We start from the raw sequence: 12,292 nt of genomic DNA on the forward strand, positions 1-12,292 counted from the left end.
AATCACTGTCCGTCTTCCGCCGCTTCGATGAGAGCGGCGAGGCAAGCCGCACCCAGCGCGGCGGCGTCGGCGCCGAATTCGTCCAGCGTCACCGTCCGCAGCGCTGCGCGTGGGGCGGCGGCCGCCCATTCGACACCAACCTGCAGCGGGTGAATCGGATCATCGACGGCCGCGGCCACTCCCAACGGCACGGTAAGCCCGCCCAGTTCGGCGTGGCTCGGTGCAACGTAGGCGGCCGCTTCCTCCATTGCGTCGGGCAATTGCGGCCATTGACCGCGCCACGACCGGGCGAGTTCCTCGGCCAACCAGGCCGGGCTCGAGGCCCGCATCTGCGCTGTAGTCGCCGCCAGGCCGTCGCGCCGCAGCTGCGATGCCGTGTACCGGGCCGCCAAGGCGGCCGGAGCGGATTCGGGTTCGGCGTTCCAGGCCGGCAGTGCGGCCAGCACTGCGACCACTCGCTCGGGATGGGCAAGCGCCCATGCGGTAGCCACCGCGGCCCCGATGGACACACCGCCCACGCAGATTGGGCCGTCGGACCTGTTCGCGTAGGCGCCGTCCAAGGCCTCCAGGTAGCCCGTCACCAGCCGATCCGGCTGTGGAGCGGGAGTGATCAATACCGCGCCGACCGCCTCCAAGGGACGGGCAAACGCGCGGCGAACGTAGTCGTGGTCGGATCCGGTTCCGGGCAACAACACGGTCGTGACACCGCGCAAATCGACAGCCACCCCTAGATAGTGCCTGGCTGGTCAAAAGTGGTCCAAAATCACAGTTTCATCTATATGGCGCACGGGAACCTTCAGGTCTACGGTGACCGTTGTCGTAATAAAAGTTCGCTTAGCAGCGTGCTCCGTAAGGACGTCGATTTGTCAGGAGTGGCCATGGGGGCCGAAGGCTATCTGCGCCGGCTCACCCGTCGGTTGACGGAAGACCCGGAACAACGTGACGTCGAAGAGCTCTCCGACGAAGTCCTCACTAACGGCGCGCAGCGCGCCATCGACTGCCAGCGCGGTCAAGAAGTCACGATGGTGGGCACGCTGCGGAGCGTCGAGACCAACGGCAAGGGTTGCACGGGTGGCGTGCGCGCCGAACTTTTCGACGGCAGTGACACCGTCACCCTCGTTTGGCTGGGCCAGCGCCGCATCCCTGGTATCGACTCGGGCCGCACGTTGCGGGTGCGCGGCCGGATGGGAAAGTTGGAAAACGGAACCAAGGCCATCTACAACCCGCACTACGAAATTCAGCGTTGACCGCCGATACACGAACGAGTGCCGAGCGCCTGCTGGCACAGGCCGGCGGCGTCAGCGGGCTCGTTTACTCGACGCTTCCGGTGGTGGTCTTTGTCGCAGCTTCTAGCCTGGCCGGCTTGTTGCCCGCAATCGTCGCCGCACTGGGCGTAGCGGCCCTGGTCCTGTTCTGGCGCCTGTTTCGTCGTGACTCGGTGCAGCCGGCGGTTTCTGGCTTCTTCGGGGTGGCCATCTGCGCGCTGATCGCCTACCTGGTCGGACAGTCCAAGGGTTATTTCCTGTTGGGCATCTGGACGTCACTGGTGTGGGCCGTCGTGTTCGCGGTGTCGATTCTGATCCGCCGGCCGGTGGTGGGCTACTTGTGGAGCTGGGCGAGCGGGCGTGACAACAGCTGGCGCGAAGTCTCCCGGGCCGTCTATGCGTTCGACATTGCGACGCTGTCCTGGACGCTGGTGTTCGTTGCCCGTTTCGCGGTCCAGGGCCACCTCTACGAACTCGGAGCGACCGGGTGGCTGGGATTCGCGCGCATCGCCATGGGCTGGCCGCTGACCGCGATAGCGGCCTTCATTACGTACGGGGCCATCAGAGCCGTCCGGCGAACGCTGGCGGGCGAGGCAGAGGCCCAGGTTCACGCCGATGTTGACGCGCAAGCCGAGACGAGCGAAACCGCCGCCGCGCGCGAAGAAAGCGCGTCGTAGCGCCTAACGCAGATCAGCTGACGGGTCAGCTGCTGGGCAGCAGCAACTCGCGCAGCGATTCCTCGGCCTCGGCGACTGCAACGAAAAGCAACTCGTCGCCCCCTTCCAGGGGCTCATCGCCCTGCGGCACGATGACGCGTGGTCCGCGCAGGATCGTCACCAGCGAGACATCGCGGGGCAGTTGCAGCTTGCGCACCGGCTTCCCACCCCAGGGTGTGTCGTCGGGCAGGGTGATCTCGACCAGGTTGGCCTGACCCCGGCGGAACTCCATCAACCGCACCAGGTCGCCGACGGCAACGGCCTCCTCGATCAAGGACGCCAGCATGCGCGGCGTCGACACCGCCACGTCCACGCCCCACGCATCGGTGAACAGCCATTCGTTACGGGGGTCGTTGACACGAGCCACCACTCTGGGGACGGCGAATTCGGTCTTGGCCAGCAGGCTGAGCACCACGTTGGCCTTGTCGTCACCGGTCGCGGCAACGACCACGTCGAAGTCCTCGAGGTGGATCGACTCGAGCAGGCTCAGCTCACAGGCATCGCCGAGGCGCCAGTGCGCGCCGGGGATGGCGTCGGCGTCGATGTGTTCGGGATTGCGCTCGATGAGCGTGATCTCGTGCCCGTTCTCGACGAGCTCCCGGGCGACAGAGCGGCCGACTGCGCCGGCCCCGGCGACAGCGACTTTCACTTAACGCCTGCCCGGCGCGTCGAAGTCCCCGCTTGGCGGCAACGCCGCGATGGCCACCGCCTCGGCCGCCCGGCCGGAAATGGCGGCGACGTACACCTGATCACCGGCCTGCAGGATGGTCTTCGGCTCGGGCAGGATGCCGGTGCCGAACCGGATCAGGAACGCGACGCGAGCACCGGTGGCCTGCTCCAGATCCGTGGCCCGGTGGCCCACCCAGTCCTCGTGCAAGACGACCTGCGCCACGGCCACGGTGCCGGTGGGATCTCGCCACTTGGCGGTCTCGGTCTCCTGCGTCAGCGCGTTGAGCAGGCGATCGGTGGTCCACGGCACGGTGGCGATGGTGGGAATGCCGAGACGTTCGTAGACCTCGGCGCGCTTGGCGTCGTAGATGCGGGCGACCACGCGCTGTACACCGAAGGTTTCCCGGGCCAACCGCGCCGAGATGATGTTGGAGTTGTCACCCGAGGACACCGCTGCGAACGCATCGGCCTCCTCGATACCGGCGCGCAGCAGCACATCGCGGTCGAAGCCGAGGCCCTGCACCCGCTCGCCGGCGAATTCGGGGCTGAGTCGGTTGAAGGCGGAACTGTCGCGGTCGATGACCGCGACATCGTGGCCGATCCGGGACAGCCCGTCGGCGACCGAAGACCCGACGCGGCCGCAGCCCATCACAACTACTCGCACTCGACGTCCTCTCGGCGGTGTCCTGCGGGTTAGTCAACCAGCGACCGACATTGGCCAGCCGATTTCGGCCAAGAAAATTCTCGCGTAGGGAACGCTACCGCCAACCCCACGTGGGCTTAGTCTTGGCTCTCGTGTCCAAATTATCCACGGCAGCGCGCAGGCTGCTGATTGGACGGCCGTTTCGCAGCGACCGGCTGAGTCACACTCTGCTGCCCAAGCGGATCGCGCTGCCGGTGTTCGCCTCCGACGCGCTGTCCTCGGTGGCCTACGCGCCGGAGGAAGTCTTCCTCGTCTTGTCGGTGGGCGGCCTGGCTGCCTACTCCATGGCGCCGTGGATCGGTTTGGCGGTGGCCGCGGTGATGTTGTTGGTGGTGGCCAGCTACCGGCAGAACGTGCACGCCTACCCCTCCGGAGGCGGCGACTACGAAGTGGTGACCACCAACCTCGGTGACACCGCCGGTCTGGTCGTGGCCAGCGCGCTGATGGTCGATTACGTTCTCACCGTTGCTGTTTCAACCGCGTCGGCCATGTCCAACATCGGCTCGGCGGTCCCGCTGGTGGCCCACAACAAGGTGTGGTTCTGCGTGGCCGCGATCCTGGTGGTGACCGCGCTGAACCTGCGCGGGGTGCGCGAGTCGGGAGTCGCCTTCGCCATACCGACCTACGCCTTCATCATCGGTGTCGTCGTCATGGTCGGCTGGGGATTTATCCGCATCTTCGTGCTGGGAGATCATCTGCGTGCCGAATCCGCGGACTACGACATGCATTCCGAACACGGGAAGATCGTCGGCTTCGCGCTGGTGTTCCTGATGGCTCGCGCGTTCTCGTCGGGATGCGCGGCGCTGACCGGGGTCGAGGCGATCAGCAACGGCGTGCCCGCGTTCGAGAAGCCCAAATCGCGCAACGCGGCAACGACTCTGCTGATGCTGGGCGTCATCGCGGTGACCCTGTTGATGGGTATCACTTTGCTGGCCAAGAAGATCGGCGTTCAGGTGGTCGACGACCCAGCGACGCAACTCTCCGGTGCGCCCGCCAATTACTACCAGAAAACGCTGATCACGCAGCTGGCGCACGAGGTCTTCGGCAGCTTCCACCTCGGATTCGTCCTGATCACCGCGGTAACGGCGCTGATTTTGGTGTTCGCGGCCAACACCGCGTTCAACGGTTTCCCGGTCTTGGGTTCGGTGCTGGCTCAGCACAGCTATCTGCCGCGACAGCTGCACACCCGCGGTGACCGGTTGGCCTTCTCCAACGGAATCGGGTTTCTGTCGGTGGCGGCGTTGCTGGCGATCATCGCTTTCCGCGCCGAACTCTCCGCGCTGATCCAGCTCTACATCGTCGGGGTGTTCATATCGTTCACCCTGAGTCAGATCGGAATGGTGCGGCATTGGACCAGGTTGCTGCGCACCGAGACGGATCCGCCGGCGCGGCGCAAGATGATCCGTTCCCGGGTGGTCAACACGATCGGCTTCCTCTCCACCGGGACGGTGCTGCTGGTGGTCATGGTCACCAAGTTCGTCGCCGGGGCCTGGATTGCCCTCGTCACCATGGCGCTGCTGTTCGGGGTGATGAAGCTGATCCGGCGCCACTACGACGGAGTCAGCCGGGAATTGGCCGAGCAAGCCGCCGAGCACGGCACCGAGATGGTGCTGCCCAGCCGCAATCACGCGCTGGTGCTGGTCTCGAAGTTGCATCTGCCGACGCTGCGCGCCTTGGCGTACGCGCGTGCGACCAGGCCTGACGTGCTCGAGGCGATCACGGTCAGTGTCGACGACCGGGAAGCCCGCGAGCTGCAGCACCAATGGGAGCAAAGCGACATCAGCGTGCCGCTGAAGGTCATCGCCTCCCCGTACCGCGAAATCACCCGACCCGTGCTCGAGTACGTCAAGCGGATCGGCAAGGAGTCGCCGCGCACGGTGGTGACGGTGTTCATCCCCGAGTACGTCGTCGGCCATTGGTGGGAACAGTTGCTGCACAACCAGAGCGCGTTGCGACTCAAGGGCCGACTCCTGTTCATGCCCGGGGTGATGGTGACTTCTGTTCCGTGGCAACTGACTTCGTCGGAGCGGCTCAAGACCTTGCAGCCGCACGCGGCGCCCGGCGACACACGGCGAGGCATCTTCGATTGACCTCCGCGTTTGACGGCCGGGAACTGACGCTCGTCACCGACGCCCCGGCGAACGGTGGCAGCTGCGTGGCGCGCCACGAGGGCCGGGTGGTGTTCGTCCGCTACGCATTGCCCGGGGAACGGGTCCGGGTCCGGGTAACCGCTGACCGCGGTTCGTATTGGCACGCCGAGGCCGTCGAGATACTCGACGCGTCGCCGGACCGGGTCGAGTCGTTGTGCCCGATCGCCGGGGTGGACGGCGCCGGGTGTTGCGATCTGGCGTTCGTCGAGCCGAGCGCTGCGCGCGCGCTCAAGGCGCAGGTGGTGGCGAATCAGTTGCAGCGGCTGGGCGGTCACGACTGGTCCGGGGAGGTGGAGCCGCTCTCGGAGGTGGGCGCGACGGGGTGGCGGACGCGGGTCCGGCTCGCGGTGGGCGCGGATCGTCGCCCGGGCTTTCACCGGTACCACAGCGACGAGTTGGTGACGGATCTGCGCTGCGGCCAACTACCGGCCGGCATGCTCGACGGGCTCGGCGGCGCCGACTGGCCGCCGGGCGCGCACCTGCACGTGGCCCTGGACGACGACGGGCGACGCCACGTGGTGCGCACGGTCAAGCAGGGTAAGCGGACCGTCCACAAGGTGGTCGAGGGAGAGTCGCACGCGCAGCACCGGGTGGGCGGACGTAGTTGGCGGGTGCCGGTGAGCGCCTTCTGGCAGTCGCACCGGGACGCCGTTCGTGTCTACAGCGACCTTGTCGCCGACTGGGCGCAACCGGCGGCGGGCATGACCGCCTGGGATCTCTACGGCGGCGTCGGGATCTTCGCCGCCGTCCTGGGCGCGGCGGTGGGGGAGCGGGGCAAGGTGCTGACGGTCGACTCCGCACGCGCGGCGTCCGGGGCCGCCCGGGTAGCGCTGGTGGACCTCCCGCAGGTAGAGGTCGTCACCGACTCGGTGCGACGGGTGCTTGCGGCCCGGTCCGACCGTGGTCCGGGGGCTTCAAGGGCCTCGAGGGCTTCTCGAGCTCAAGTGGCGGTGCTCGACCCGCCTCGATCGGGAGCCGGGCGAGAGGTGATCGACCTACTCGCCGGCGCGGGGGTGCCGCGGCTGGTGCATATCGGTTGTGAGGCAGCGTCTTTCGCGCGTGATATCGGCCTGTATCGCGAACATGGCTATGCCGTCGAGAAAATCAAGGTGTTCGACGCGTTCCCGCTGACCCATCACGTGGAATGCGTTGCGCTGCTGATTCGATGATCCACCTCCGCGCCGAACGTGTGGCCTATGGACCAGTAATGTCGGAAACCGGTGATTTTTCGACACGTTCGGCGAGGGCTGTGAGTTCGGCGAGGGCAGGGAGTTCGGTGAGGGCAAGGAGAGGCTTGAGGCTGTCGTCGTGAACGAGACCCTGCGGTACGCGCTGATCATCTTGTTCTGCAGCGCCCTCGGTCTGGTCGCGGTGTTGGCGAACCGCCTCACCGAGCGGGTCAAGGTGCCGGTCGCCCTGCTCGTGCTGGTCGGAGCGGCGGTGGCGGTGAACTTGGTGCCCGAGATACAGCCACCGGCCGAGCGGACGGTGGAACGGGTGCTGACCGTCGCGCTGGTGTTGGTGTTGTTCGAGGGCGGAATGCACATCGGGCAGAAGCGCTTTCGTGAGGCTGCCGCACCCATCCTGTCGGTCGGCGTCATCGGCACCTTCTTGACGGCCGGCGGCGCGACGCTGATGCTGCACTACGCATGTGGTCTCGACTGGTACCCAGCGGTGCTGGTGGCTACGGCGGTGGCTCCCACCGATCCGGCCGTCGTCTTCTCCGTCCTGGGCAAACGTGAGATCGCCGGACGCAGCGGCACAATTCTGGAAGGCGAGTCCGGCGCCAACGATCCGGTCGGCATCTCGCTGATGACCAGCCTGATCGCCGCCGGTGGCTTCACCGCCGCCGGCTTCGTCAGCGTGGGCACCCAGTTCGCGTTGCAGATGCTGGTCGGGGTGATTGTCGGGGTGATCGGCGGCCGCGCCCTGCTGGTATTCATGCGCCGAGTGGCCCTGCCCAGCGAAGGCCTCTACCCGCTGCGCACGCTGGCCTGCTGCCTGATGCTCTATGGCATCGCCACGCTGGCCCACGGTTCGGGGTTTCTGGCGGTTTTCGCGGCCGGCATCGTGATCGGCGACGCCCGGGCGCCATTCCATCCGGAGATCAAACGCTTCCACGGGGCGCTGGCCGGTCTGGCCGAGATCGTGGCCTTCGCCGTCCTGGGTCTCACCGTCGACCTGCGCGTGCTCGCCCATCCCGACGTCTGGATTCCCGGTGTGGCGCTCGGCGTCGCCCTGACCGCGCTGATTCGGCCCGCGGCGGTCGGGGCCAGCCTGGTCGGGGTGGACCTGCGGCGCAACGAACGCGTCTTCATCCTCTTCGCCGGCCTCAAAGGTGCGGTGCCAATCCTGCTGGGCGAGTTTCTTAGAGCCGCCCATGTCCCCGACGCCGAACGCCTCTACGGCATCGTGGTCGTCGTCGTCATATACAGCGTGTTGGTCCAGGCCACCGCGGTGCCCGGCGTCGCCAAACTGCTGCACCTGCCGATGCGCACCATAGAAACCCAACCGTGGGCGGTCGGTGTCCGGCTCGCGGACGAACCCCACGGGATCCATCGCTTCAGCGTGGCGTCCGGGTCTGCCGTCGAAGGGTGCTCCGTCGAGGAGTTGGGTGACCGTGTTGGCGATATCTGGGTGAGCATCGTGGTGCGGACCACCGGCCTGGTGCCGGTGCGGGGCAACACCGAACTTCAAGCCGGGGACGAGGTCGTCGTCCTGGCCGACCCCGAACTTCACGACACCCTCGCCGAACTGTTCGGCGCTGGGTAGCGGTCGTACTCTCGCGCGCTGCGTAGACTGGCCTGATGCTGGAACAGATCCGCGGGCCTGCTGATCTGCAGCACCTTTCCCAAGCTCAGCTTCGTGACCTCGCACAGGAGATTCGGGAGTTCCTCATCCACAAGGTGGCCGCCACCGGTGGGCACCTGGGACCGAACCTCGGTGTGGTCGAGCTGACGCTGGCGCTGCACCGGGTATTCGATTCGCCGCACGACCCGATCATCTTCGACACCGGCCACCAGGCCTATGTCCACAAGATGCTGACCGGGCGCGCCCAGGACTTCGAGGGCCTGCGCAAGAAGGGTGGGCTGTCGGGCTACCCGTCGCGCGCCGAGAGCGAGCACGACTGGGTGGAGTCGAGCCACGCCAGCGCTGCGCTGTCGTATGCCGACGGGCTGGCCAAGGCGTTCGAGTTGACCGGGCACCGCAATCGGCACGTGGTGGCTGTGGTGGGCGACGGCGCGCTCACCGGCGGCATGTGTTGGGAGGCGCTGAACAACATCGCCGGGTCGCACCGGCCGGTGATCATCGTCGTGAACGACAACGGGCGCAGCTACGCGCCGACCATCGGCGGTGTCGCCGACCACCTGGCCACGCTGCGTCTGCAGCCGGCCTACGAACAGTTGTTGGAGCGCGGCCGCAACGTCATGCGGTCGGTGCCGCTGGTCGGCAAGGCCACCTACCGCTTCATGCACAGCGTGAAGGCGGGCATCAAGGATTCCCTGTCACCGCAGCTGCTGTTCACCGACCTCGGGCTCAAGTACGTCGGTCCGGTCGACGGCCACGACGAACGCGCGGTGGAGGTCGCACTGCGCAGTGCCCGCGGCTTCGGGGCCCCGGTGATCGTGCACGTCGTGACGCGCAAGGGGATGGGCTACCCGCCCGCCGAGGCCGACGAGGCCGAGCAGATGCATTCCACGGTTCCCATCAATCCCGTCACCGGCATCGCCACCAAGGTGGCCGGCCCGGGCTGGACCAGCACCTTTGCCGAGGCGCTCATCGCCTACGGCCACAAGCGCCGCGACATCGTGGCCATTACCGCGGCCATGCCAGGCCCCACCGGCTTGAGCGCGTTCGGGGAGGCATTCCCGGACCGGTTGTTCGATGTGGGCATCGCCGAACAACACGCGATGACGTCGGCGGCCGGCCTGGCCATGGGCGGGATGCACCCGGTGGTCGCGATCTATTCGACGTTCCTGAACCGGGCGTTCGACCAGATCATGATGGACGTCGCGCTGCACAAGCTGCCCGTCACCATGGTGCTCGACCGCGCCGGTATCACCGGTTCGGACGGACCCAGCCACAACGGCATGTGGGATTTGTCGATCCTGGGCATCGTGCCCGGTATCCGGGTGGCCGCGCCCCGCGACGGCACGCGGCTTCGCGAGGAGCTCGGCGAGGCGCTGGACGTCAACGACGGCCCGACGGCATTGCGTTTCCCCAAAGGGGACGTCGGCGAAGACATCCCGTCTCTGGAGCGACGCGGCACCGGGGTGTCGGCAGTCGACATCTTGGCGGTCCCGGCAGCGGGTCTGAACCACGACGTGCTGCTGGTGTCGGTCGGTGCCTTTGCGCCGATGGCGCTGGCGGTGGCCAAGCGGCTGCACAACCAGGGGATCGGCGTGACGGTGATCGACCCCCGCTGGGTGCTGCCGGTGTCCGACGGCGTGCGCGAGCTTGCGGTGCAGCACAAGCTGGTGGTGACCCTGGAGGATAACGGGGTGAACGGCGGGGTGGGTTCGGCGGTGTCGGCGGCGCTGCGGCGTGCGGATATCGACGTGCCCTGCCGTGACGTGGGTCTACCGCAGGAGTTCTACGAGCACGCGTCGCGCGGTGAGGTGCTGGCCGACCTCGGTCTGACGGACCAGGACGTGGCCCGCCGCATCACCGGGTGGGTCGCCGCGCTGGGTGCCGCCGCCCCGACCGAGTCGGAGATCAGCGAGCGTCTGGACTAGGTTCGTCGGTCTGCTGCTGAGCGGAAAGCAGGGATTGCGCGTGCGCTAGGGCCCGGGCCAGCGCCGTCACCACGAGTTCGCGCTGCCATGCCCGCGCCTGACCGGTGCGCAGGTATTCGTCGACGGCGTTGACCGGATCGGACGGGTTCTCCCAGTCCCAACACAGCCGTCGCACCAACTCAGGCGACAGCAAGTTTTCCGTCGGCACCTTCACCCGCTGCGACACCTCGGACAGTGCCGCCCGAGCCGCTTCCAGGCGTGCCGCGGCCTCCGGCTTGCGTCGGCTCCATCGCGCCGGTGGCGGTGGCCCGTTGGGCGCCTCGGACACGTCGGGCGGGTCCTGGTTGTCCCTGGCCGCTTCCAGGGCGGCCAGCCACATCGCGGCGTTGCGGCGCTGGTTGCGCCCGCCGAACACTGGCAACGCGACGAGGTCGTCCACCGTCTTGGGGTCCTGGATGGCGGCGTCGATGATGGCCGAGTCCGGCAGGATGCGTCGCGGCGCGATGTCGCGGCGCTGGGCGATCGTGTCGCGCACCGTCCACAACTCGCGGACCGCAGCCAGACCCCGCCGGTCACGCACCCGGTGGATACCCGAGGTGCGTCGCCAGCGCTCCCGCCGCGACGCAGCAGACGCCGTGCGGGTCTCATATTCCCGCAGGTACTCGAATTCCTGCGCCGCCCAATCGGATTTGCCCTGCTCGGCGAGCACCGCAGAGATCGCCGAGCGCAGCTCGATGAGCAGTTCGACGTCGAGCGCGGCGTAGTTGAGCCAGTCGCGCGGCAGGGGACGCTTGGACCAGTCCGCCGCGCCGTGGCCCTTGACCAGGCCCTGGCCCAGCAGGCGCTGGACCATCGTCGCCAGGTTCACCCGGTCGAAGCCGGCCAGCCGCCCGGCGAGCTCGGTGTCGTACAGCGCGGCCGGTCGCATGCCCACCTCGGCCAGGCAGGGCAGATCCTGATCTGCCGAATGCAGGATCCATTCGTCCGTGCCGAGCACCTCGGCCACCGGTCGCAGCACGGTCAGCGGGTCGCCACCGTGGCTGACCGGGTCGATCAGCACGGTCCCGGCGCCGGCGCGCCGGACCTGGATCAGGTAGGCGCGGTTCGAGTAGCGGAAACCTGACGCCCGCTCGGCGTCGACAGCGAACGGCCCGGTGCCGCGGTCCAGCTGCTCGGCCGCCGCCTCGATCTGGCGCGCGGACACCGACAATTCCGGCAGTCCTTCCGCCGGATGCAGCAGGGGGGCGTGCTCCGGCTCCGCGCTGCCCTGCGAATCTGCCTCAGGGCACATATCAGGCGCGTGACCGGGAGCCCAAGTCGATGACCCCAGCGGGAGGCAGACCCGCCGCGTGCTCCAGGACGTCGCAGAACGCTTGGACGTGGCTGCTGACATCGGGTTCGGTCGCCGTCCATGAGGCCCGAAGCTCGAGTTGGTGGGCGCGCGGCGGCCCGGAGATGTCGCCGTAGCGCACCGACGTGGTTGCGGTGACGGTACCGCCCAGGGCGGTCATGTGCTTGGTGCGTGCGTCCAGCGCCTCTACCAGCCAACTCCACGCGACTTCGGGCAGCAGCGGGTCGACGGCTTCGTGCGAGTCCAGGTCGGCCTGCACGTAGGCGACCAGGCGGATGGTGCCGTCCCATGCGTCCGACCCGTCCGGGTCGTACAACAGAATGAGTCGTCCGAACGCGTCGCCGTCGGACAACTCCGGGACCGCGTCCTGGTCCGGATGTTTGATCTCGGCGCCCAGCGCGTAGCTGAATGGAGCCAGCCGCTGAGGTGGTCGAATGGGGCCGAGCTCGATTTCCGGGCGCACGGTAACGGCGTTCATCGCCGCTACCGCCTCACGGAAAGGCGTCGGTTCGGCTGAGGTCACGAGGCGGCTCCTTCTTCACCGCTGCGCGCTGAATCCTCCTCGGCGCGGGTCACGATTTCGACGGTAGCCCTATCCGCCGACACGCGGGCACAGGCGCGCCGGTCATGCCTCGGGGCTGCCTAACCTGCGGGCCCGGTTCTGGGGATGCGAAGCTCGGATTTCCCGACGAATTCAAGGCC

General features: G+C 67.7%; 10 protein-coding genes and 1 pseudogene. 6 read left to right on the forward strand and 5 right to left on the reverse strand.

Annotated elements, in window-relative coordinates:
* Positions 1-2: 2 nt before the first annotated feature.
* A complete protein-coding gene (locus tag G6N68_RS09440; protein ID WP_163710866.1) occupies positions 3-725 on the reverse strand; it encodes an alpha/beta hydrolase in 723 nt (240 codons plus the stop codon).
* Positions 726-878: 153 nt separating this feature from the next.
* Here G6N68_RS09440 and G6N68_RS09445 point away from each other — a divergent pair, with 153 nt between their 5' ends.
* Entirely contained in the window at positions 879-1,247 is a 369-nt protein-coding gene (locus G6N68_RS09445) for an OB-fold nucleic acid binding domain-containing protein (RefSeq protein ID WP_163710871.1), read from the forward strand.
* Positions 1,244-1,942, forward strand: a complete 699-nt coding sequence (locus G6N68_RS09450) for a DUF3159 domain-containing protein (RefSeq protein WP_163710874.1) — start codon at positions 1,244-1,246, stop codon at positions 1,940-1,942. Before G6N68_RS09445 ends, G6N68_RS09450 begins: the two co-directional genes overlap by 4 nt.
* 25 nt (positions 1,943-1,967) lie before the next feature.
* On the opposite strand, the gene G6N68_RS09455 is transcribed toward G6N68_RS09450, so the two are convergent.
* Together G6N68_RS09455 and G6N68_RS09460 are read right to left on the reverse strand one after the other, a co-directional pair.
* Positions 1,968-2,630, reverse strand: coding sequence for a potassium channel family protein (locus G6N68_RS09455; protein WP_163710877.1), 663 nt, complete (start codon positions 2,628-2,630; stop codon positions 1,968-1,970).
* Entirely contained in the window at positions 2,631-3,314 is a 684-nt protein-coding gene (locus G6N68_RS09460) for a potassium channel family protein (protein WP_163710880.1), read from the reverse strand.
* A gap of 131 nt (positions 3,315-3,445) precedes the next feature.
* Between G6N68_RS09460 and G6N68_RS09465 the strand changes: the two genes are divergently transcribed.
* The 4 genes from G6N68_RS09465 to dxs all read left to right on the forward strand — a co-directional run bounded on the left by G6N68_RS09465 (position 3,446) and on the right by dxs (position 10,239).
* A complete protein-coding gene (locus G6N68_RS09465; RefSeq protein ID WP_163710883.1) occupies positions 3,446-5,443 on the forward strand; it encodes an APC family permease in 1,998 nt (665 codons plus the stop codon).
* A complete protein-coding gene (locus G6N68_RS09470; RefSeq protein ID WP_163710886.1) occupies positions 5,440-6,672 on the forward strand; it encodes a class I SAM-dependent RNA methyltransferase in 1,233 nt (410 codons plus the stop codon). The genes G6N68_RS09465 and G6N68_RS09470 overlap by 4 nt, the downstream gene beginning before the upstream one ends.
* A 139-nt stretch (positions 6,673-6,811) precedes the next feature.
* On the forward strand, positions 6,812-8,275 hold the full coding sequence (locus G6N68_RS09475) for a cation:proton antiporter domain-containing protein (RefSeq protein WP_163710889.1): 1,464 nt from the start codon (positions 6,812-6,814) through the stop codon (positions 8,273-8,275).
* A gap of 35 nt (positions 8,276-8,310) precedes the next feature.
* Positions 8,311-10,239 carry a 1-deoxy-D-xylulose-5-phosphate synthase gene (gene dxs / locus G6N68_RS09480; protein WP_163710892.1) on the forward strand — a complete coding sequence of 643 codons (1,929 nt, stop codon included), beginning with the start codon at positions 8,311-8,313 and terminating at the stop codon, positions 10,237-10,239.
* Here dxs and G6N68_RS09485 read toward each other — a convergent pair.
* Positions 10,220-11,530, reverse strand: a complete 1,311-nt coding sequence (locus tag G6N68_RS09485) for an HRDC domain-containing protein (protein ID WP_163710895.1) — start codon at positions 11,528-11,530, stop codon at positions 10,220-10,222. The genes dxs and G6N68_RS09485 overlap by 20 nt on opposite strands.
* Before the next feature lies 1 nt (position 11,531).
* Positions 11,532-12,166 (reverse strand): annotated as a pseudogene (locus G6N68_RS09490) (DUF3000 domain-containing protein).
* Between the last annotated feature and the right edge of the window lie 126 nt (positions 12,167-12,292).

The organism is Mycobacterium bourgelatii, assembly GCF_010723575.1.
In the GTDB taxonomy this organism is placed as follows: Bacteria; Actinomycetota; Actinomycetes; order Mycobacteriales; family Mycobacteriaceae; genus Mycobacterium; species Mycobacterium bourgelatii.

Excerpts from the sequence above, each read along its gene's own strand:
- G6N68_RS09445 (WP_163710871.1), top strand. The coding sequence starts at position 879 with ATGGGGGCCGAAGGCTATCTGCGCCGGCTCACCCGTCGGTTGACGGAA.
- dxs (WP_163710892.1), top strand. The coding sequence starts at position 8,311 with ATGCTGGAACAGATCCGCGGGCCTGCTGATCTGCAGCACCTTTCCCAA.
- G6N68_RS09485 (WP_163710895.1), bottom strand. The coding sequence starts at position 11,530 with ATGTGCCCTGAGGCAGATTCGCAGGGCAGCGCGGAGCCGGAGCACGCC.